General features: G+C 35.8%; 26 protein-coding genes. 18 read left to right on the top strand and 8 right to left on the bottom strand.

Features of this window, described 5'->3' with window-relative positions:
- Nucleotides 1–75: 75 nt before the first annotated feature.
- Together arsD and OXT66_RS00885 are read right to left on the bottom strand one after the other, a co-directional pair.
- Nucleotides 76–435 carry an arsenite efflux transporter metallochaperone ArsD gene (gene arsD, locus OXT66_RS00890; RefSeq protein WP_268595194.1) on the bottom strand — a complete coding sequence of 120 codons (360 nt, stop codon included), beginning with the start codon at nucleotides 433–435 and terminating at the stop codon, nucleotides 76–78.
- Entirely contained in the window at nucleotides 422–775 is a 354-nt protein-coding gene (locus OXT66_RS00885; protein WP_268595193.1) for an ArsR/SmtB family transcription factor, read from the bottom strand. Before OXT66_RS00885 ends, arsD begins: the two co-directional genes overlap by 14 nt.
- 332 nt (nucleotides 776–1,107) lie before the next feature.
- On the opposite strand from OXT66_RS00885, the gene OXT66_RS00880 reads away from it, so the two are divergent.
- The 16 genes from OXT66_RS00880 (at nucleotide 1,108) to OXT66_RS00805 (ending at nucleotide 14,745) form a co-directional block, all read left to right on the top strand.
- Complete coding sequence (locus OXT66_RS00880; RefSeq protein WP_268595192.1) at nucleotides 1,108–1,365, top strand: Mor transcription activator family protein; 258 nt, start codon at nucleotides 1,108–1,110, stop codon at nucleotides 1,363–1,365.
- A gap of 102 nt (nucleotides 1,366–1,467) precedes the next feature.
- Nucleotides 1,468–1,965, top strand: a complete 498-nt coding sequence (locus tag OXT66_RS00875; protein WP_268595191.1) for a hypothetical protein — start codon at nucleotides 1,468–1,470, stop codon at nucleotides 1,963–1,965.
- A 109-nt stretch (nucleotides 1,966–2,074) separates the two neighbouring features.
- Nucleotides 2,075–2,386: a hypothetical protein gene (locus tag OXT66_RS00870; protein WP_268595190.1), complete on the top strand. Its 312-nt coding sequence runs from the start codon at nucleotides 2,075–2,077 to the stop codon at nucleotides 2,384–2,386.
- Nucleotides 2,383–2,679: a hypothetical protein gene (locus tag OXT66_RS00865; RefSeq protein WP_268595189.1), complete on the top strand. Its 297-nt coding sequence runs from the start codon at nucleotides 2,383–2,385 to the stop codon at nucleotides 2,677–2,679. The genes OXT66_RS00870 and OXT66_RS00865 overlap by 4 nt, the downstream gene beginning before the upstream one ends.
- 156 nt (nucleotides 2,680–2,835) lie before the next feature.
- Entirely contained in the window at nucleotides 2,836–3,372 is a 537-nt protein-coding gene (locus tag OXT66_RS00860; RefSeq protein WP_268595188.1) for a DUF1643 domain-containing protein, read from the top strand.
- Between the two features lie 87 nt (nucleotides 3,373–3,459).
- Nucleotides 3,460–4,476: a hypothetical protein gene (locus OXT66_RS00855; RefSeq protein ID WP_268595187.1), complete on the top strand. Its 1,017-nt coding sequence runs from the start codon at nucleotides 3,460–3,462 to the stop codon at nucleotides 4,474–4,476.
- 279 nt (nucleotides 4,477–4,755) lie between these two features.
- Nucleotides 4,756–5,187, top strand: coding sequence for a hypothetical protein (locus OXT66_RS00850; RefSeq protein WP_268595186.1), 432 nt, complete (start codon nucleotides 4,756–4,758; stop codon nucleotides 5,185–5,187).
- 23 nt (nucleotides 5,188–5,210) lie between these two features.
- Entirely contained in the window at nucleotides 5,211–6,998 is a 1,788-nt protein-coding gene (locus tag OXT66_RS00845) for a DUF927 domain-containing protein (RefSeq protein WP_268595185.1), read from the top strand.
- A 118-nt stretch (nucleotides 6,999–7,116) separates the two neighbouring features.
- The gene (locus tag OXT66_RS00840) at nucleotides 7,117–8,469 is read left to right on the top strand and encodes a recombinase family protein (RefSeq protein ID WP_268595184.1); all 1,353 of its coding nucleotides are present in this window, start codon (nucleotides 7,117–7,119) and stop codon (nucleotides 8,467–8,469) included.
- Nucleotides 8,470–8,478: 9 nt separating this feature from the next.
- A complete protein-coding gene (locus OXT66_RS00835) occupies nucleotides 8,479–10,125 on the top strand; it encodes a recombinase family protein (RefSeq protein ID WP_268595183.1) in 1,647 nt (548 codons plus the stop codon).
- Between the two features lie 420 nt (nucleotides 10,126–10,545).
- The gene (locus OXT66_RS00830; RefSeq protein WP_268595182.1) at nucleotides 10,546–11,190 is read left to right on the top strand and encodes an ArsR/SmtB family transcription factor; all 645 of its coding nucleotides are present in this window, start codon (nucleotides 10,546–10,548) and stop codon (nucleotides 11,188–11,190) included.
- 171 nt (nucleotides 11,191–11,361) lie between these two features.
- Nucleotides 11,362–11,676: a thioredoxin gene (gene trxA, locus OXT66_RS00825; RefSeq protein WP_054670204.1), complete on the top strand. Its 315-nt coding sequence runs from the start codon at nucleotides 11,362–11,364 to the stop codon at nucleotides 11,674–11,676.
- An 18-nt stretch (nucleotides 11,677–11,694) separates the two neighbouring features.
- Nucleotides 11,695–12,021 carry a thioredoxin family protein gene (locus OXT66_RS00820; RefSeq protein WP_054670207.1) on the top strand — a complete coding sequence of 109 codons (327 nt, stop codon included), beginning with the start codon at nucleotides 11,695–11,697 and terminating at the stop codon, nucleotides 12,019–12,021.
- Between the two features lie 87 nt (nucleotides 12,022–12,108).
- On the top strand, nucleotides 12,109–12,888 hold the full coding sequence (locus tag OXT66_RS00815; RefSeq protein ID WP_268595181.1) for a hypothetical protein: 780 nt from the start codon (nucleotides 12,109–12,111) through the stop codon (nucleotides 12,886–12,888).
- Nucleotides 12,889–13,757: 869 nt separating this feature from the next.
- Nucleotides 13,758–14,162: a GNAT family N-acetyltransferase gene (locus tag OXT66_RS00810; protein WP_268595431.1), complete on the top strand. Its 405-nt coding sequence runs from the start codon at nucleotides 13,758–13,760 to the stop codon at nucleotides 14,160–14,162.
- A gap of 139 nt (nucleotides 14,163–14,301) precedes the next feature.
- The gene (locus OXT66_RS00805; RefSeq protein WP_268595180.1) at nucleotides 14,302–14,745 is read left to right on the top strand and encodes a hypothetical protein; all 444 of its coding nucleotides are present in this window, start codon (nucleotides 14,302–14,304) and stop codon (nucleotides 14,743–14,745) included.
- Nucleotides 14,746–15,010: 265 nt separating this feature from the next.
- Here the strand turns inward: OXT66_RS00805 and OXT66_RS00800 are convergent, their stop codons facing one another.
- From OXT66_RS00800 to OXT66_RS00790, 3 genes are all read right to left on the bottom strand, one after another.
- Complete coding sequence (locus OXT66_RS00800; RefSeq protein WP_268595179.1) at nucleotides 15,011–16,135, bottom strand: D-alanyl-D-alanine carboxypeptidase; 1,125 nt, start codon at nucleotides 16,133–16,135, stop codon at nucleotides 15,011–15,013.
- Nucleotides 16,136–16,226: 91 nt separating this feature from the next.
- Nucleotides 16,227–17,090, bottom strand: coding sequence for a DegV family protein (locus tag OXT66_RS00795; RefSeq protein ID WP_268595178.1), 864 nt, complete (start codon nucleotides 17,088–17,090; stop codon nucleotides 16,227–16,229).
- Nucleotides 17,091–17,248: 158 nt separating this feature from the next.
- The gene (locus OXT66_RS00790) at nucleotides 17,249–18,406 is read right to left on the bottom strand and encodes a DUF2075 domain-containing protein (RefSeq protein ID WP_268595177.1); all 1,158 of its coding nucleotides are present in this window, start codon (nucleotides 18,404–18,406) and stop codon (nucleotides 17,249–17,251) included.
- A gap of 155 nt (nucleotides 18,407–18,561) precedes the next feature.
- Here OXT66_RS00790 and OXT66_RS00785 point away from each other — a divergent pair, with 155 nt between their 5' ends.
- Nucleotides 18,562–18,789 (top strand): hypothetical protein, encoded by a 228-nt coding sequence (locus tag OXT66_RS00785; RefSeq protein WP_268595176.1) that lies wholly within the window; start codon nucleotides 18,562–18,564, stop codon nucleotides 18,787–18,789.
- A 73-nt stretch (nucleotides 18,790–18,862) separates the two neighbouring features.
- A complete protein-coding gene (locus OXT66_RS00780; RefSeq protein ID WP_268595175.1) occupies nucleotides 18,863–19,447 on the top strand; it encodes a peptidylprolyl isomerase in 585 nt (194 codons plus the stop codon).
- Nucleotides 19,448–19,508: 61 nt separating this feature from the next.
- Here OXT66_RS00780 and OXT66_RS00775 read toward each other — a convergent pair whose 3' ends face one another.
- The 3 genes from OXT66_RS00775 to pyrF are packed head-to-tail and all read right to left on the bottom strand — an operon-like array spanning nucleotide 19,509 to nucleotide 21,796.
- On the bottom strand, nucleotides 19,509–20,453 hold the full coding sequence (locus tag OXT66_RS00775) for a dihydroorotate oxidase (protein WP_268595174.1): 945 nt from the start codon (nucleotides 20,451–20,453) through the stop codon (nucleotides 19,509–19,511).
- Nucleotides 20,443–21,090 carry an orotate phosphoribosyltransferase gene (gene pyrE, locus OXT66_RS00770; RefSeq protein ID WP_268595173.1) on the bottom strand — a complete coding sequence of 216 codons (648 nt, stop codon included), beginning with the start codon at nucleotides 21,088–21,090 and terminating at the stop codon, nucleotides 20,443–20,445. Before pyrE ends, OXT66_RS00775 begins: the two co-directional genes overlap by 11 nt.
- Complete coding sequence (pyrF, locus tag OXT66_RS00765) at nucleotides 21,077–21,796, bottom strand: orotidine-5'-phosphate decarboxylase (RefSeq protein ID WP_268595172.1); 720 nt, start codon at nucleotides 21,794–21,796, stop codon at nucleotides 21,077–21,079. Before pyrF ends, pyrE begins: the two co-directional genes overlap by 14 nt.
- Nucleotides 21,797–22,033 lie beyond the last annotated feature (237 nt).

Genomic DNA, 22,033 nt, shown 5'->3' with positions numbered 1-22,033 from the left:
TTCTCCTTAGATAGACAATCATCTATATATGGTACAAAAGAAACGGCTGTGCCATTTCTTACATCAATTAAAAAATTAGCAGCAGCCACTACCGCCACAACAACTATTATTTTGCTCAGCAGGAACGAAAACTAAGCCAGTGTATTCGGATAGTTCGTCAATTGTTGGATACGTACCAGTTTTAACGATTTCGCCGTCAACGACTGTAATAGGTAATACTGAATCAGCATCATCTTTAATAGCCGACAAAATTTCAGGTCGTCCACTAAAAATATCGGGGTTATTACTTAAATTGTAACGATTTGCTTCAACGTTTGTAACACCTTGCATTGCTTCGAATGCTGATGTGATTGTCAATAAGTCCTGATTAACGCTGGGACCGCAAACACCTGTTGAACAACACATCGCTGGTTCAAATAATTCAATTTTTTTCATTTGTAATGGCAACCTTTCCTGAAGAACAATTTGGACAATCAGCATCCGAATGACAAATACATTGTTCATCACTAGTTAATAGCAGACCAGTGTCTTTTTTAAAAGACGTTATAAATTCGTCGTTAAGGGTATAATGTTGCCACTTACCGTCCTTGCGTGCTGATACGATACCAGCATTTTGTAATACTTTCATGTGATGAGATAAAGTTGGTTGTGAAAAGTTGAAATGCTCTAAGATATCACATGCACATAAAGACCCACAAGAAAGTAAATCTATGATTTTTAAACGATTAGGATCAGCCATTGCCTTTAGTATTTGTACGTAATTTTGATAGTCCATTGTATACTCCTTTATAAATATAGACGCGCATCTATGTTTATAATATAGATCATTATCTATGTAAGCGTCAAGCATTTTTTTAGAATGAGAATATTTCCTGAACCAGTGGAACTACCATGTGGTGATAATTTTTAGGATAAGTAAAATAATAGATGCGGTATCTCGTTTTATAAATATATATTTTTACTATGAACCAGTCTGAGAAGATCAGATTAGTTTTTTATATGCCCAAAAGTATAGAGTACAGTGCTATTCGTAATGAAAAAGGCTAGCTACCAAGCTATATCATAACCACTTACTAATGTGTAAAATTTTCCCTAGGAGGTGTTGTTTTGGACGATAAAGTAGACGTTGAGTCGCTGCATTATTTCTATCGGGGGTTGTCGGAAATAGTTGGTGTTGAAGCAATGCTAAAAATATACAATCACTACAAAGGTACACAAATATCAGTTCCACTACACTTATACGATAGGAATCTATCTAAAGAGAAAATCAGAGTTCAATACGATGGGACTAATGCCCGAGAATTGTCCCATAAGTATGGTTATTCTCAGAGGTGGATAAGAGAAGTTGGACGCAATAAATTATAGGGGGTAACTGGATGGTTTATACATAATAGAAAGAATAGATGGACAACAAGGTGGAAAAATTTTGATCATTTTCTAGTAAATTATAAAAAAGGGAGTAATTATATGACAAATTTATATAGTATTTCAGATGAGCAATTTAACCAAATTGAAAAATTAATTACTGAGGAATATAAGGCAATAAACTATCAAACAACAATAACCACACAAACAATTGACATTCCTAATAAACCAGATAAGGAATTTTTAGAACAATACGAGAAGAAACAACGTAAAATAATTGAAAAAGCAGCAAGGGACTACGATACAGTTAAATTTATTATTGCAGTAAAAAATGATAGTAAGAATAAAGCTGATATATTTATTTTTATGAAAAATCGTGCTAAACAACAATGGACGTATACAACACAAGCTATTAAAAAGGGTACTAGCAAGGCTTGGGAAAATATTTTCAACACAAATATGGATATATTGTTATTACTAGGCATATTTGCAAACACATTGTTTATAGGTGTGTTTGCAATTATTAAAGGAGTTCAATGGTTAGGATCCTCTAGGGATCAGAAAAACATTAGTAAAAAAGTAAAGGCTATTTTTAGTTAAATGGAAAACGGTTTGTTTTAGTTTTATAAGTAAAAATAATAAATTTTGAACGGTAAACACTATAAAAAGTGTTTACCGTTCTTTTTTGTCTATAATCAGGAGGGAAATTATGAATAACGAAATGAAACAGGCTTGGAATGAGCAAAGTCGTAGTAAATTACTTGCTAAGTTCCAAAATGAAGCAGGCATTAGTGTTAGTAATGAAGAGATTGCGGCTGAATCGGAGATGATGTACAAAAGTGAGCTGGATGATAATTTACTACCAAAAAATACCAAAGCTAATTTACCAGAGCAAATAATGGTTAACTATTATGGATACAATGACTGGGTAGCCTACGTTATTACAGATATGAGCCAAGATTGGTTACTAGCGGTTGGTCTTTTGTATAGGGGCAAATTAGTTCAGGAGGATCAATCATGAGCGTTAATCTAAATGGTGATGAATGGAATTTCAAAGCGGTTAGGGTGTTACTTCAAATTCTTGGTAATTTGGTGAGTAAGCAATTGAGTTTGGCTAATGTAGACACTAAGTCAAGCTTATTATGGTCTGATGAACTAAATTCTAATTTGCTGACAATTAGCACTAACGATTTACCCAGCTGGGTTATAGTTCACTATTTTAGTTACGAGGATTGGACTATATACGCCATAACTGATGAAGAACTAAGGTTTATCCTGACTGGGGGAACTTTGCATAAAGGCAAATTAGTATAACGGAGGTGAATTCATTGGAAAGTACATGGGTAAAAATTACATTGAGATTGTTGGAAAAGGTTGTCGAAGAACTTCTAGTAGTTATCGATGACAGTAAAAAATAGGCTAACCCCATAATTTTTATGGAGTTAGCCTATTATTTTTGGAGGAATAAATATGATTACAAAACAAATAGCACAACCTAAATATGAAATCAAAACGATGGCTAAGTATAGCTCTGACGGGGAACACCGGTACTCCTTATCGTACGATTGGAGTGGTGATGAACCAGAGAAAGCTATCATGGTCATTACTAATCACCCCGGTAAAAGTGATGGGGTAACAACTGACCTAACAACGTCTTTGATTATCAATAACGTAAAAGCGATGAATTTTAATAAGGTGGTTATGACTAACCTATTCTCAAAAATTAGCTTAGCTAATGAACCTAATGGAGTATCAACCAGTAGTTTTACATCATCAACGGACATGATTACTCTACTAGAGGCTAAAGAGGTTGAAACAATTGTTATTGCCACTGGATCATTCCCAAGAAATAACAAGTTAGCTTGCAAACGACAACAGGAACTAATCGAACAGCTAAAGCAGGCCGGACTTGAAGATAAGTTGCAGGTATTGGTAGACGGAACCAATAAACCGGTACATCCATTGGCCACTGGTGTTAGGAATGGGTGGAGCATGATAAAATTCTGATTTAGTGAGATTATTTTGTGACCAATTGGTATAGTTATTTCTATTAGTACCAATGTTTGTGGTGAAATAAGAGGAGGTAATTACGAATTGGGACAAGATAACATGATAACAATTAAGCCAGAAGTTATATTCCAACTGATTGCATGGAGAAAGGGAAAGAATGTAATTCCTTTTTCTAAAGTTCCAGCTAAAACTAGATTAATGGTAATTGAACAAGTGCATGATTTTATGTTGCGCTCAGAAACTATTCGAAATATTGAAAGAGATTTAGGAAAAAGTGGGAGTTATGGGTTTGTTAGAAGGATAACTGGCAAAGGTCCTAAAAGAGGGCCATATAATGAAAAGAAATTTAGCTATGCTGAAATCATGGTTTTTATAGCCGTGACATCATATTGGAATAAGCTAGGACCCGGTAAGGAGATCGGCAAATTATTAGAACGTGCTTCTAATAATGGCAAATATATGAAATTTGTAAATGTTACTGATAACCAAATGGATAGTATTAGAGAACTAAGGAGAAGAATATCAATTGAATTAAATTCTTTCTTAAGTGATGGTAATAGTAACAATGGTTATCATTACAGTGAGAATGAAAGAACATCTAGGATGACAAAGAAATATGCCAGGAACCCATATCCAAGTCATCTAAAAAAATTCATTTTCAATGGCAAAAATGTTCAGGTGAAATCGTATCCCAAAAATAAGCTGTATGAAGTTTCAAGGGGAGCATATTATAGCTATTTAGAAAAGTTCAAAAAGGAGCTTAAATATAATAGATATGCCACAGCAATTCCTTTTTCTAGTAATTTCAATGCATTTACTCAAATTATCAACGAATTATTAGAACCTAATTTTTGTAGTGTTAGTGAACTGATAATGCAGATGGAAATAGATTTTAGTAGGGTCTTGTCTGCAGAAAATAAATTACGTGAATACATTTCTAATATAAACAATTCTAAAAAGAGAGATAAATTCATTGATACTGACATCGATTTATCAGTAGAAGCCTTGAAATTTGAAAATAGAATTCTTGGGGGATTATCTGACATTTCGCAAATTTTAGACGATTTGAAACCATATAGTGAAATTATTTTAGGCAAATAATAGGAACGTCAATACTAACAAGGCTAAAATATTAATTTTTGTGTAGCTTCGAAAATCGGAATTTCGCCAACTTGTCCAGGGGCTTTCCCAATGGAGCCATTTTTTTACTCGAAAAAAACGTGTTTTTGTAATAAAGGAGTGCTAATTATTGTAAATATTTGGTACTCCTTTTTTCGTACTGTGATGTATGGTAATAGCCGTAAACAAAAGGATCTCGAGACATGTATTTATTTACAATGTACACAAATATGATAATAAGAATATTCAAGGAGAGATAAAATGAATTTTGGAAAAGATTACAGTAATGCAAATACAGGGACAAATATTAGTGCTAATAGATATAAAGATTTACCTTATGTCTATAAGAAATGGAAAATTACTGAGGTAATTGATAATCAACAATTTGTAATTTTGAAATACATCGATGCTGGCAATAACGCAGGGGAATCACTTTTACCATTGTCCTACGACAATTATCAGCTAAAGGCCATTCGATCTGCAATTGTGGGACAAGCAGGTGGACAGCTTACCAATGTGGACTATGAGTTTCTCAAGAACAAGCTTTGGCTTGTCACATGTAAACCGCTTATTAGTAAGTCTGGAATTCGTTATGAAAACGTTATAGATCTTGTCCCTTTGAATGATGAAACATTTGAAGTTGAAATTGGACACAATGATGATGTCGTAGAAGAAGATGAAACTAAAAAATAGTAGAAATTGGGATGTATTAACGTATGGAAGAGTTAGCGAATACCAAAAAAGTTATTGGTGGTGAATTTCTCTCTGAAGATGGGAAAAGAATTTACTACTTTGTTCCAAAGACAAATGAATGGGTCTTTCTATGTAATTATGTTGCTGTTATTAAGCGCCTAAAGGGACTAGATATGCGTGAATCGTTAGTCCTTGAGTATTATGAAAAGTCACTAGATACCAAGCTACAACTCAGTATTGATAGCCTGAATTATCAAAACATCGATTCCTTAGTTGATGTTGGTATTACCTTTTCAACAAATAATCGCAAGAAGATACTGGACTATTTGGTTCAACAAAAAGCCATGGTACCTATTACTTGGGTAGTTACAGGGGTAGGGTTTCAACAACTAGGAAATGAGCTAACTTTTGTAACAGACGTGGCTAAAACACAAAATGGCAATGAGATAGGTATCAATAATTTCAATGCATATCGTCTTAAGCCTCAAGGTTCCCTTAGTAATTGGATTAGTATGATTCAGGATCAAGTTCTTGGACATACTGCATTAGAAATGGCCGTGGTATTAGGGATGTCGGCAACAGTATTACCAATTATCAAGAAACGTTATACAGATATTGCTACGCTTCTTGTGCATTTCGTTGGACAGTCGACTTCTGGGAAGTCAACTGCTCAAGTTCTAGCTGTTTCAGTTGCTGGACCACCAAGTGCTAATGGTGGGTTGATGAAAACATGGGCAACTACGGTAAATGCTGCCATGATTTCTCTAGATGGCAATAATGGTATTCCAGTAGCCTTCGACGAGTTATCTATGCAAAGTAAATCTGATCTGACTGAGTTTGTCTATCAACTTACTGATGGCAACGAAAAAGCACGGGCTAATCGTGATGCTACTCTTAAGGAAACAAAGCACTGGTCAACTACTATTATCTCTAGCGGTGAATTACCGCTGAGTGACAAAATAGCTAACAATGATGGTCTTAGAATTCGATTATTAGAACTAAATAACGTTCAATTTACTGATAATGCTGAACAGGCTGAAATCATAAAGAAGACTGCAAGTAATAACTTTGGGTGGCAAGCAGCTACTTTTGCTAATAAGCTAATGAACTTCGGTGAAGAACAAATTTTAGCAATCTATGAACAAGAAAAGATCAAAGTTACTGAAAGATTACCCAAAAATAGATATCAAGAACGCTTAGCTGGACGACTAGCTGTAATTACTACAACGTCTGAATTAGCTAATCAACTATTACATTTTGACTTTGACACATCCAAAATTCTTGAATTGATTGTGGAACATAGTACTGATAGTTGGCAAAAAGATGTGGGAGAAGAATCTTATGCAGATTTCATTCAATATCTGATTGCCAAACAAGCTTTGTTTCCAATAGCTACTGCTTCGTTTGTTAATAAGGAAATTATGGGTCAAATCGACCTAATTCAAGATGATTACATCCAAGTAGATATTTTCAAAATAAAATTCACCAAAATACTAAATGATATAGGCTATCAAGATACCAGTACTATTATCAAATTATGGAAAGAATCAGGCTATTTGATAGGAAAAGAGGATGACCGTCAAACTAACCGAAAGGCCATAAATGGAGTACGAGAAACGGTTTATTCAGTAAGACTAGATCGTAAGTATTTGGGATCATTTTATACACTAAGAACTCACTATGATGAAAATAATACAGAAAACGGGGAATCAAAATTCTCTAGCAGTCACGTTGTTACCAAAAATGATAATCCATTTGCCAGAACAGATAATGGAAAAAATGAATTAGATTTGCAAATGGATAAGTTATAAGAGGTGAACTAAATGGAAGGTAAAGATACTGAAATTAGTGTTGATGAATTCTCATCAGCAATTGTAAATATAATCATCAAGTTTCTAAATGATAGTAAGACAAATGAGAGTGATGACAATGAATAGTCCTATTCTTGGCTACTGTCGGGTATCAACAAAACGACAGGCACTACATGGCTTTTCACTACAAAATCAACATAATGAAATTAGTGAATATGCTTTGGATAAATGCCAAAGAGTTAGTTTTTTCGAAGATGCTGGTATTAGTGGAGAAACCATCACACAACGACCAGAATTACTGAAACTAATTGAGACCATCAAGAATGATGACTCTATTCAAGAGGTAGTAGTATCCCGTCTAGATCGATTGTGTCGTAATACAATCGATACAATGAAATTAGATGAATTCTTCCGATTACATGATGTTAGCTTAGTAAGCTTACATGAACCAATTGAAAGTGATAATGAGGCTGAATCTAAGCTTAAGACTAATGTTTTTGCTTCATTAGCCCAATTTCAGCGAACTATTATTCAAGAAAATGTTCAACTGTCAGTTGCCAAGCGTTTCAACTTAGGCCTACCACTATCTAATAATGTGCCGTTTGGATATATCTATAATCCAGAATTCAAATCTATTAGCATTAACTCTGAAATAGCTCCACTCATTCAGCAGTGTTTCGAGAAATACGCGACTGGTAAGTGGGGATACAGAAAGTTAGCCAATTGGTTTTCTGAACAACTTGGTTGGCCAGTAAGTTTACCTACGATTCCTAATATGTTGCAAAATGAACATTATGTTGGAATATCTAGAACGAATTATGGTGCTATACAAGGCGTGTATCCACAACTAATCACTTCGGCATTATATGAAAAAGTTCAAAAACAGATATCCAAGAAGAGCAAAAAGCGTCGACACAGTAATAAGAGTGATGTGTTGTATCAGAAAATAAAGTGCCCAATTTGTGGTCACCTTTTAGGAGTGAACACCTTCACCAAAAAAGGTAATAAGTACCAATATTATTATTGCAGTAATGGAGCTAATGCTCCTCAAACATCTGGAAATCATCATTCGTATCGGGTAAAGGCTGAACTAATCAAGAATACAGTTATAGATAGTATCGCAAAGCTAATTGGGAAGGATAACTGGCAGGAACAAGTTATTCAAAGAATCAGACCGTTATTAGTTGCTCAGCCTAAAAACGCTACTACTCGCACGAGAAAATTATCTAAGGCACAATTATATGAACGCTTTGAAAATGGAACTATTAGTGGTGATGAACTAAAACAAGGACTCAAAAAAATAGTTGTAACTGATAAGGCTGTAAAGCGGCCAACATCAATGCCTTGGAAATTGCAAAAAGTATTACAACAACTAGAAAATTTATCTTTTAGTGAGTTTATTCATCTGATCGTACAACAGGTAAAACTGAATCAAGAAAAGGAAGTAATTAGCATTCAGCTAATTAGTTAGGAGGCAAAAATGGAATTATCAACAAAGAAAGTTACTAAGCGAGTAGCAGGTTATGTACGTGTATCAACTATGGAACAGGCCGCAGAAGGATATAGTCTTGCAGCACAAAGACAACAAATTCAGGAATACTGTGATAAGGAAGAAGGCCGACAACTAGTCAATGTCTACGCCGATGAAGGTATTTCTGGAAAATCTATTAGTAAACGACCAGCTATTCAGGAATTATTACAGGACGCCAAACAGCATAAGTTCGATGTAGTAGTCGTTTGGAAAAATAGTCGTCTAGCTAGAAATACACGTGAATTATTGGAAATGCTAGATATTTTTGATAAGAATGGTGTTAACTTCGTATCATTATCAGAAGGTATCAGTCGTGATACACCAGTAGGACGTTTTGCCTTTACTCTATTAGGCACCGTTAGTGAGTTAGAACGAGACAACATTGCTGAGAACGTCTACTTAGGAGAACGCAAAAGAGCACAGGAAGGATATGCTAATGTTGGTCGAGTAATTGGATATGAACCAGGAGTAGATGAATTCGGTAAGAGATCGTTGGTTATCAATCCTGATGAGGCACCAATCATCATTAGAATTTTCAATATGTATGCTGATGGTCACGGATACCAATATATCGCTCGTCAATTGAACGATATGGGCTATAAAACTAAAGCTGGTAATGATTTCTCTGTTACTGCTGTCAAAACAATTGTCGATAATCCTTTATATGTTGGAAAGGTACGTTATGGGATGTATCGCAACTGGGACAAAAAAGGACGTCGAGGTAAGAACACTGAAAACATGATTCTAGTTGATGGTAAACATGAAGCTATTATCAGTGATGAGCTATGGAAAAGAGTTGTGGATCGACGAAAAATGGTCGAAAAAATGCCTAAGTGGAACTACAATGGTAAAAATATTCTGACAGGAATTTTACGATGTCCAGAGTGTGGTGGTTCGATGGTAATGACTAGTACAACAAACAAAGATCGTAATGGAAAAGCCAAGAAGCTTAGATATTATAGTTGTGCTAAAGCGAAGCACTCTGGTAAAACAGCATGTAACTACAACTCTATTTCTGCTGAAAAGGCTGAAAGAATCGTAGAAGAAAAGCTTAGTTATGTCCTATTGCAACCAAATATCGCTGAAAAGGTTGTAGATCGCATGAATGATGATATGGATAAACGAGTAAATGAATACCAAAAGTCTATTAGTAACAAAGAAGTCGAAATCGAAAGAATCAATCAGAAGATAAATCGCTATGTTGCAATAGATGATGATCCAGAATTACTAAGACAAATAAACTCTAGAAAGGCCTTATTGCAACAAAAGGTAAACGAGTTAGAAAATGACATCTCAACCTTTAGGAAGAGAATAGTAGCGGTGGAAAATAGAACTGATGTGGCTACTATCAACGATATTCTAAGATGGGTGTATCAAATTACTCGTTCTAAGAACCGTAACTATCTAAAACAGATCTATGCAACATTCATCGAAACAGTTACCATCGATAAGGAACATAAACTACTGAATGTTCATATGAGATTCAGTGATTCAGTGATAAATCAAATAAGTAAGTTTCAACAAGAAAAAGCAGGAGTCCCCTCAGTGGGAGCTCCTGCTTTTCATTTAGATAAGGAAATACTATTCACTATCTAGAAGTGCAATCGACCAGTAAATAATAACTGATCGATTTTTTTTGTAATACAAATACATAGATACAAAATGATATTAGCCAAGTAGAACAAAGAATAGTAATAGGTTATGATAAAAGTAAGACGCGCTTATCAGTGTGAGGTAATCTGATGTAAGAGGGGTGTCTCTGTAGAAAATAGACGGGAAAACGGGTACCTAACCATATATGACAAGGTTCCTCAAACGCCTACGCAACGGCATTTACAACGCACCTCTAAAGCGATGCAAGTCCGTATCACAAGTGATGAGGTGAATTATTATAATTAACTAGAGTTACATTCATTTCAGTGTAAAAGATTGACATATCCACATTCAATCCCTAAACTATTCAACAAAATCATTGAACACGGTTAGGAGGATAATCAAATTTTAGAAGAAGCTACAGTGTACAAAAATAAATTATATAAAGAATTATCCAGAATTGGTAAGGGAATTAGTAATGACAAGCGACTTGAAATCCTAGATTTATTATCACAGTCAGCTAAAACTGTAGAAAGTATTTCAAAGGAAACTGGTCTTAGTTTTGCTAATACTTCGCGACACCTGCAAGTTCTAAAAGATAGTCATCTAGTTAAAGCCGAAAAAAACGGAAATTATGTAGTTTATAGTGTGATATCTCCTCAAATCGTTGAACTAATGCATTTATTAACCTCAGTAGGAGAAAATGAACTATCAGAAATGAAATATATCCAAGATGAAGCTGATAATCAGGATGGCATTAAAACTCTATCATTAGAGGAAGTAGTTGATCGAACTGCTGACATTACTAATAATTTTATTTTAGATGTCCGACCAGAAGATGAATTTTTGGCGGGACACATTGATACATCAATTAATATCCCATTAGACCGTCTTACGGATAATTTTGCTAAATTGCCTAAAAATAAAGTAATAATTGTGTATTGTCGCGGGAGGTTATGCCAAAATTCAAATTTAGCAACTCAATTGTTAAATGAAAATGGATTTAATGCATTTAGTTTGAACTCAAGTTATTATGATTGGAAAAGAATCAGCAGCACAATTAGTTAAGACCGCCTTACTTAAATAAGCGGTCTTTTTTGTTGTTTTATTTTTTACTTGCTTGTACTTATAAAAAGTATGTGTTATTATCAAACCATTCAATTGATTAGTTGAATGGTTTGATAATTTAATCGAATGTTGAAGAATGATAATTAACCAAAATTAATGAGGAGAATATACATGATTAAAAATTTAACTGATAAAGATTTTGAAAAAGAAACCAGTACCGGTGTCACTTTAACTGATTTTTGGGCAGCTTGGTGTCCTCCATGTAAAATGCAAGGACCAATTGTTGAAAAACTAGATGAAGAGTTGGGCAACAAAGTCAAGGTGACTAAGATGGATGTTGATGCTAATCAAGAAATCCCAACTAAATTTGGAATCATGTCCATTCCTACTTTAATTGTTAAAAAAGATGGTAAGGTTGTTGAAAAACTGGTTGGGTTACGTACTAAAGACCAATTAACTCAAGTACTATCACAATATACTAATTAATGAAAAGTATCGGTATTCATGAAAAAGTTACCAGTTATTAATAAACTAGAATTAGAACAAAGGCTCAGCAATGGAAAATATGTAGTTGAGTTTATGGCAGAATGGTGTCCTGATTGTAACTTCATTAAGCCACGTATGCCAGAAATTGAAGCTGATTTTCCGGAATATACTTTTCTTCAAGTGGATAGAGATCAGAATTTAGATTTATTTGAAGAACTTAACGTTTTAGGAATTCCTAGCTTTATCGTATATGAAGATGGAAAAGAAGTTGATAGGCTAGTAAATAAAGCACGTAAGACGAAAGAAGAAGTTGAAGCGTTTATTCGTGATGCAACTAAAGGGTAATTAAGTTACCTTTATCGGCTTAAATTTTAACTATATATTTTTACCATGAGGCTCATTCAGCAGTGACTGGATGAGCTTTTAGTATAAATGGAGAACTGGTATTCACAATATAATGAAACCTGGCCAGAGCATAGTTTAATGTTAAAATACGTTGATAATTTTATAAATAATGGAGAATTACATTTTTCACCTTTAGGTTATTTTATTGATTTAGAAAATGAATATGGTGATGATGTTATTGGAGATAAAAGTGAAGGTGCTAGAATTATTAATTTTGATCCTAAACAAAGCAAAACCACGATGATTATTGATGATAAAGAATATATTTTAGATCCTAATGATGTTAATTCAATCAATGTGGAATTTACATATGATACTGTCCGAGAATGGGGAGTTCTATCATTGTGTAACCTTAATGCTAGAGAAGATTTAGAAATTGAAGAATATGATAAAAAAACTGAAAAAGCAGTATTAAAAATAAAGGATAATGTTATTGATGATTTAATAAGATTAAGTGATGATAATAAGCGTATTCCAGTTGTTATTAATGCTAGTGGTTTGCTAAGTGTTATGGATAGTAAGTTTACTCAAAAAGGAAGAAATATTCGGTTACAAAACGTAGAATATTATCCAGAGTCAATTCAACAAAATATCACGGTAGACGAGTTTAAGGCGGATCCTGGTAAAATAATATTTTTAAAGCGTGAAAAATATAATTATCAAAGAGAATCACGAATTGCTTTGTTTGAAGATATTGGCAAAAATGGAGAAAATATTTCTATAGGAAGTTTAAAAAATTGTGCATTTAAATTAGATCCGGTGACAGGATTAAATAATTTTAGGTTAAATGCCATTGTTAAATTTTAATAATTGTTAATGCTACCGCAAGTGTTATTTAAATTACTAAATCAGGTAACCGTGATTACCTAAATTAAGTGTATGTCACATTTACTGAGCAGGTTACTATCGATAAGGAAAATAAATTATTGCACGTTCATATGCGATGATTTAGTCAAAAAGTAGTAGACCAGATTAATGCATTTAAAAAAGTAGAACAAAAACAAGCAGGAATTCCTTTGAGGGTGCCTGCTTGTTAGTATTAAAGTAGGCTAGAAATCAGTATAATAAGTGATGTAGAGGCAATCGCAATGGTATTTATGATATAGGTAGGGTGATCTTGTGATTGTAAAGGTAATTAGAGGTGCAAGTCTGTATCACAAGTGATTAGGTTATTTAATTAAACTAGAGAATAGAAAAAAGGAACTCAGTTAGTTGAGTTCTCTTTTTTTGCTTAGCAATTAAAATTCAAATTGTACGTGAAAGACAAAAATATATTCATATATGCCCCAAAGTAATCCGAGAAAAAGGAATAAGATAACAAATTTTTGCCAGGTTGTTACTTTCTCTTGATAATGGAGAGCGAGTCTAACTCCTAGAACTAGGAAAACTATTAATATAATAAAAAGCGGTATTATAATCAGCATTATTGATTTCTCCAAATTATGTATTTATGTAAATACCTAAACTTAATGATTTAGGGAATTTTTAGATTATGGTTTTAACAAATGTTGAATATTTCTCCTTTGTTTTAATTGATAAACTAAAATGTAACACTGGACAATTTCAAATACAATAAGGATAATATGATTTTTACATTGTATTTATATTATTAAAAGATATTACGATTAATGAGGTAAAAAATGAAAATTACTGAAGTATAACATCGCAGTGAAACTCTGATCCAACAACTTTTAGCTGTCTGGGAAAGTTCAGTTAAGGCAACCCACTTTTTTCTAGCAGAGAATGAAATAGCGGATATTAAACGGTATGTTCCACAAGCGTTAGCAGAAGTTCATCGATTAATTATTATTGAAAATAAAACTCATATTCCGGTAGGCTTTTTGGGAGTTAATAACCAGCATTTAGAAATGCTCTTTGTTGCTGATGAAGAAAGAGGCAAGGGATATGGTAAAAAACTACTTAGCTATGGAATTGAAAATTACTCAATTAATGATCTCGCCGTTAATGAACAAAATCCCTTGGCTGAGGGCTTTTATGAACAGCTGGGATTTAAAACGTATAAAAGAACAAACCATGATGAACAAGGAAATCCATACCCGCTTTTATATATGAAGCGTTAAAAAAGTAACTACTCAAAAGAGTGGTTACTTTTTTTGAATTGAGATCACTTGTGATAATGATACAAGAAAAAATCGATTTTGTATTATATGTGATATATAATAATTTTATTAAAATTAATTTATTTTAAGGAGAACAATAATGAAAAGAATAATTAAATTTATATTATTGATTTTTACAGCTTTTATATTTGTGAATTCATATGAAAATATTAATTTACCAAATAATGCTCAAGCTAGTGTGAATAATTTTCAGAAATATCATAAAAACACACCAAGCAAATTACGTAAAACGTGGAAGGCAAGGAAAACTAATGGATACCGACCATCGATCAAATTAACTAAGCGTAGTATACATATGGGAATGATTGACCGTATAATACATTATACTGGTACTAATTATCAATATTTGGGGAATAATATTTATCATATTAAAGCAAAACATACTTACTATTATCGCGGATATAAAAAAGTTTACGGAGGTAATAATGCCTCTTTTTATATTAGATACTATTCTAAACATAAAATTAGAGTAGGATATGATATTCAAAGTGACTCATCTAAGTGGCAAAAATTTACAAGATAAAAATTAATTAAAAGTAATGAAATACCTCATAATTATCAGACATAAATCTAATAGTTATGAGGTATTTTTGATTATCTAAAATTTGGATATGCATTTTATTAACTGATAAATTCATTTACTTATCAAGATGGCGGTAATTCTGGCCAGGTATTGGTCACTTTATTCAACGAGAAATTCCTAAACAATTAATTCAACATAGTTTAACGTGGCTAGATTCTGTATTATAAAAAAACAAGACTCATTTGAGTCTTGTTTTTTGTTGATATTACGCTTTTTTTGCTAATACGAGTCCGTAACCATTAGCATGACCATAGCCGCCGTCTTGCACAACCATGTCGTAAGGATCACTAATATTATCGATTAAGTAAATTCCTAAATAATAGTCTTTTAACTTAGCACGTTTATTAGCGGTATAACCTAATTTATTTAACTCAGTTTTAACTAAGGCTAGTTTTTGAGTGTCACTAAGATTAGAGTTTTGCCATAGTTTATAAGAGATTGGTCGAAATGAAATAATATCCTTATATCCAGTAGTGGGCATTGGATCAATGTCTTCATCTCCTATAATGAACTCATCGATAGATCCATAATTATAAATAGCAATCTGAGAAAGATTCAAATCGATTGGGGTATTTGGAAATAGGGCAGCAATTTGTTTAGTTAATTTTTGAGTATGATTGGTATTTACGTAGTCAACGTAATTTTCGGTAGAAGGAAACTGTTCAGGGTAAACTAGATTTTGGCCGGTATGATCAGGATTAAGGCCTTTTTGTAAATATCCTCGCCAAACATAACCAGAGATTAATCTACCATTTCCAGTAGTGTTTCCAGTCAGGTAGTAGTACACTGCTTTTTTATTTCCGTGTTGCATTACCACCGATTCAGAACGAGTCCAGTTTACTCCAGGGTAATTTTTAAGATTATGGCGGACTTTGGAGTGTTTCCAATTCCACATGTAAGCATTTTGGCTGTTGTCTTTAAGGTGGAATACGGTATATTTGCTGTACCATTTCTTTTGAATCATTGGATAACCTTTGAAGTTATAACCGGGGGTCACTGCCGATGGCTTCACCCAACCACCAAGACTGCTATCATTACGGATATACCAGGCTTTAAAGGACTGATTACCATGTTTGATGGTGGCAGTCATTGAAACGTACCAGGTAGTTTTATAGTAGTTTTTGAGATCGTGAATTTTTTTAGTATATTCTTGATTCCACATGGCCACGCTTTGATTAGTTTTGTTTTTATATGGAGCCGGATGATTACTTGAATTATATTCAAGATTGGTAATTTGGTAAGTTGCTGCCTTAACATGAGGTGTTGAAACTAGCATTGCTGACATCCCCATCAACAAACCAGCAATTAAAACGGTAATTGATTTTCGCATTGGTAAACTCCCTTTGTTTAGTTAAGTTTATTATACGCCGCTACATCCCAATAAAAAAACCTAATCCGGTAAAGGACTAGGCTTTAGTAAATTACATTTCATTAATCCACGCTAATGCAAAGGCATTATTGCCAACATGAGTTCCAATTACTGGACCGATCTGGTCGACTTCAGTAGAAACGTCGGGGAAACGCGACTTAAAGTCCGCCTCCCATTTTTTAATTGCCGGTTCGTTATTGGTTCCCATCAGCATTACGTGCAATGGTTGAGTTCTTTGGTCATAAACTGTTTTGAAGCGTTCTTCGATATCAACGAGAGCTTTTTTCATGGTCCGAATTTTGCCAATTGGGATGATTTCGTGGGTGTCTTCGGATAACGTCAAAATCGGTTTGATTTTTAGTAAACCACCAGCAAGAGCTCCGGTTTTACTTAAGCGCCCTCCGGTAACTAGGTTTTTTAGATCATCCACAACAAAGTAAACGCCCATAGAATCACGAAGTTGATTAAGGGTATTAATTATATGGTCTAACGGCACCCCTTCGTTGGCCATGGCAGCCGCAATTTTGACTTGATACCCCATTGGGGACAATGCCATGTGGGAATCATAGACCACGATTTCAGCATCTTGATAATTTCTGGTAAACATTCGTAGGTTGTTTACGAAGCCGGTAATTCCAGCAGTCAAATGAATACTGATAATTTGGTCGTAACCATTTTTAACTAAATCATCATATAGTGAAAGCATAATTTGAGGGGTGGGTGGTGCAGTGGTTGGTAACTTATCCAAAGTGGGTAACTTAGCATAAAACTCATCATTGCTCATCCCAATGCCTTCGGGGTAGACGTTATTGTTAATCATAAAGGTAATCGGGACTACGAACACGTTCCCAAAGGCCTCAACTTCTGCAGGAGCTAGGGTCGCAGTGCTGTCAGTTACAATCGCAATTTTACTCACAAGGTAAACCTTCCTTAACTAAAAATGGTCAATCAAAACTTTGTTGATTGCTACTAGACTAGAATTAGTTAGTCTCGGTGTCAAGTTAATGCCCTAAATTATATTAAAAACCTAAGAAACCAGGAGATCAATTTTGACCTCCTGGTTTTTAATTAGTTCTAATTCAATTCTAATAATCGTTTCCGTAACGCAGGATCATAGGCCGTCAAATACAAGCCATATTTTCCCCGCTTCATCAAAACGTTTAGCACGTTAGCGATGAAGACCTTGTATTCTTCTTGAGTAAATTTGATATCTTTGCGCTTTTTGAAGATTTCCTTGTGGGAATATTTTTCGGGAATGATGGTCATGGTATCGGTTTTGGGATCGTAACCAAATGAAGGTCCAATGACCATACCGACGTAGTTTAAATCAAACCCTTGTAAGGTATAAATGGTACCAACTTGGGTAATGGAGCCTTCGCGCTTAGCCCAGTGAGTCCGTTGGGGATCCCATTCATCCCAAGGTAAGTTGAAAGTATCCATTTCCACGTTGTGCCGCCCATCAATTCGAGGGAAACCGGAAGTCGCTACCATTCGACTCATTCCGACTTCTTTGTTGCGCTTCTTGATGGCCTCAAACATTTTGCCAGCCTTATCGAAAACTTCGAATTCAAAGTCACTATTGGTAGGAAATGGTTTGATGGGTTGTTCAGCTGTTAAATCATCCATCCATTGGACTTGTTCGTCGCTAGCTACCATCCGGTACTGGAAATTCATACTGAAGACTTCGTAGGGGTGTTGGCCAATGGTTTTGAAGAGCAGGTCCTTATCCCAGTACATCTTGGATTGAAAGACTTGTTCGAAATCGTAAACTGCGACCACTACTTTGGCGAGATCCATTAAATCAGTTAGTTGGTTTTGACCGCGGTAATGCGCGTAGGGTTCTGATTTGGAATAGAGCAAGTGGGCTTCATCAACGAAGATGATGTCGTACTTTTTATGATTCTTTTGCGCATCGTTAATTAATGAAGTGGGGCGGCGAATAGAGTTAACCTTCATGTTTGGGATTGATTCACCCAAATCACGGTAAGCTTTATAGAGTTCGGGATGATTAACGACTAAGGCGGTCTTATAGTGTTTGTCGGTCATGTACTTACGAACCAATTCCATTAAAACCACTGATTTACCAGTCCCGGCAGCCCCTTCGATAATTGCAACGGAGTGCTTGGAGCCACTCAAGCTTTGCTTAATATAGCCATTAATGTTGTTAATGACGTTTTTTTGATCGTCAGCTAAATCTTCGACGAAGAATTGTTCTTTTAAAATTTCGTTCATGTAGATGCTCCTAAATTAGTGTAGGGTTCTGTAGCAAAACTAAGATCTATTATAGCAGGAAAATGGTAGTTGGTTTTCTGAAAATAAAGGAAGAGTCCGCTTTGACAGTTAGTTAAATATATGATATTTAATATGTACTTTTAAGGAGGAAGACTATGACTAACAACGACCAAGATGTCTTGCGAGATGCCTTATTAACCATTGATGATCCGTATTACTTAAATACTTTCAAAAACGCTGCTGATGAAGCCGAATGGTGGCACGTAAATGAAGCTTTTATTCAATCTGATATTCAACGCTTTTTACCAGCGGGATTTGATCCAAAGCAACCAGAAGTTTGGCGGTTTATTCGAATTAGTCTGGGGCAATTTTTTCTGGACTAAGCAATCATTTTTACCGCTAGCTAGCAATTGCAATGTATAATAGGAACAATACTTATCCTAAGGAGAAACAACTATGACTTTCCCACAACTTGATTTAACTAACGTGGCCGGTCCTAAGGCTACTATCGAAACTAATTATGGCACTATCAAAGTGCAACTATTCCCTGACCAAGCTCCTAAGACGGTCGAAAACTTCGTGACTTTAGCTAAGCAAGGTTACTACGACGGCGTTACTTTTCACCGCGTGATCGCTGACTTCATGATCCAAGGTGGCGATCCTACTGGAACTGGTGCTGGTGGTCAAAGTAGCTTTGGCGGTGAATTTGAAGACGAATTTTCAACCGAAGTCTTTAACCTAAACGGCGCGCTTTCAATGGCTAACGCTGGTCCTAACACTAATGGTAGCCAGTTCTTCATCGTCACTAACGAAAACGTTCCGGGTGGCATGATTGACCAAATGAAGGCTGCTAACTACCCAGATGAAATCATTGCTGCTTACGAAAAGGGTGGGACTCCTTGGCTTGATTTCCGCCACACCGTTTTTGGTCAAGTAATCGACGGTATGGACGTTGTTAAAACCATTAGTAAAGTGGAAAAAGACGCTGCTGATAAGCCAAAAGAAGACGTAGTGATGAAGTCGGTAACGATTGAAGACTAAGTAAAAAGCTAACTCAAGCGAGTTAGCTTTTTTAGTTGTTTATGAGTTTTAACATTTGGTTTTAAATTATTTTTAATTTCCCCCTGAAATCGGTGAGACTACGATAGCCTTTGGCTACCATAATTTTTTCCAGTTCGTCAGTTACCCGCTCAAAAATGGGAGTGCCTTCTGGCCCAAACGCTGTGCCAATTTGAACCAGATCGGCACCGCATAAAATGTGTTCAAAGACGTCTTGGCCGGAACTGATTCCCCCGGTGCCAATAATTTTGATGGCTGGGTTAAGTCGTAAGCGAAAAGCCCGGACGTTAGCCAATGCAGTTGGTTTAACGTAATCTCCACCAATACCACCAAATCCAGCTTTGGGTTTGATAACTACAGTTTCAGTATCAAGATCGATTGCTAAACCATTCCCAATTGAATTGATCGAGTTAACGTAGGCTAATGGGTATTGGTTTAAGATGGCGCTGAGTTCATCGAACTGGTTTAAATCAAAGTAGGGTGGCAACTTCAGTCCTAGATGGCCGTCGAAAAAGGTAAAGGCAGCTGCTAAAATATCCGCTACCGCTTCAAAATCATAACCAACTTGTGATTTACCGGCAACGTTGGGACAGGATAAGTTTAACTCTACCAATCCTTGGTAGTCACTAGCTTTTATTTGCCTTAGCATGGTTAGATTTTCAGTGATGCTTAATCCCGCGATTGAAAGAATTAGGTTTTGGTTTCCAGCGATTTGTTGGTTTATAACATAATCCAAGTAGTAGTCAAAGCCATAATTAGGCAACCCCATTGAGTTAATACTACCCAATGGTAAAGACTGCATTCGGGGAGTTTCGTTGCCTTTACGTGGTTGTAAGGTCGCGCTTTTAGTTACTGCCCCTCCGGCTGTTGAAGCAATAATAGCATCAAGTTCAGATACTGATTGGCACCGTACTCCGGCGGCGTTGAGGATGGGGTTAGCAAAACCGATGTTCCCAAGTGTGGTCTGTAAATCTAACTTAGAATTCATTTGATTCCTCCTGTTTCAGCCAATTCCATGGATCCTGGTGCCAAGCGCTGAGGTAGTCAAATTGTGCTTGAGAGATTTGGCCACGATCAAATTCCTGTTGAATCACGTCTTTATAGGTTAATAGGGGCTGTAAAGTAGTATCAGCTTCGGAAAAATTTTGTTCAGCATCTGGGAACTGGTATGTATAAATAGCGGCAACCCCAGCGACCTGGTAACCCGCAGCCCTTACTGCTTGAACTGCCTGTAAGACGCTGCCACCAGTCGAAATTAGGTCATCAATTAAGACTACCTGATCAGTTTTACTTAAGCGCCCTTCAATTTGCTTGTTGGCCCCGTGATCTTTGGCTTTGGAACGAACGTAGATTAATGGGAGATTTAACTTTTGGGCAACCCAAGCAGCGTGCGGGATACCGGCAGTAGCCACGCCACCGATGACAGTTACATTGGGATAGTATTTTTTAATAATTTCAGCTAGGCCAGATGCGATCATATCGCGTAACTGGGGGTTAGCAATTGTTAAACGAAAGTCAGTGTAAATCGGAGCTAGCATCCCACTAGCGTACTTGAATGGTTTAGTTAATGACAAACTGATAATTTGATCTTCGGTTAAATTCTGAATAATTTTAGCGTTCTGCATTTTCCCACTCCTTCAAATATTGATGATAAGCACTAACCGGATCAGCGGCCTGAATAATAGGACGGCCGATTACTAAAGCATTGCTGCCATTGTGTGCTGCCTCGCTGGGAGTAGCAGTGCGAGCCTGATCGTCTTTGAGGGCTCCAGTGGGGCGAATCCCCGGAGTAACGTATAAGAAATCTACCCCTACTTGTTCACGAAGGGCAGGGACTTCCAACGGTGAAGTGATTACCCCGTCAGCTCCAGCTTGTTTGGCCAGTTGAGTTAAACTAATTACTTGCTCGGCCATGGAAAGGCGACAATTTTGTTCGTTGCGTAGTCCTTTGGGAGTGATGGAAGTGAGTTCAGTCACTGCTAGTAATCTTGCAGGAGCAACTCCGGCATCTTGGGCCCCGTTAATCAGCCCCCGCTTAGCTTGGGCAATCATTTGGGAGCCACCTAAAGCATGCACGGTAGTATAAGTGACGCCCAAGCGGCCAATTTGGCGCATGCCATTTTCTACTGTATTTGGAATGTCATGGAGTTTTAAATCTAAAAAGATGTGATGGCCCATTTTTAGCAAATCCCGAACGATTTGGGGGCCTTCACCGTAAAACATTTCCATCCCAATTTTGACGGTTAAGGTTTCATTAGCGTCAAATTGATCTAGTAATTGAAATAAATCTTTTCGGGTAGCTACGTCTAAAGAAATAATTAATGGTCCCATTACTACAAACCTCCTAATTTTAGGTACAAAAAAAGCCCGTTAAAACGCAGCTGTAGTAAGGATTGTTCATCTTACTAATTCCACGAGTCCACGGACTAGATTATTATTCGTCCGCTTTTGGCTTCTCTGAACCAAATTAAAGCTCCGTTGTTTGTAGTTAACTTTACCATACTTGAAATGAGTGTCAAGGTGATTTTGTTGAAATGATTTTCTGAATAATTAGGCCTTGATTTATTT

Source organism: Lentilactobacillus senioris (genome assembly GCF_026798195.1).
Lineage (GTDB): Bacteria > Bacillota > Bacilli > Lactobacillales > Lactobacillaceae > Lentilactobacillus > Lentilactobacillus senioris_A.
Note: the sequence above shows the minus strand (reverse complement) of the source record. Positions and strands in the feature narration are given on the sequence as shown.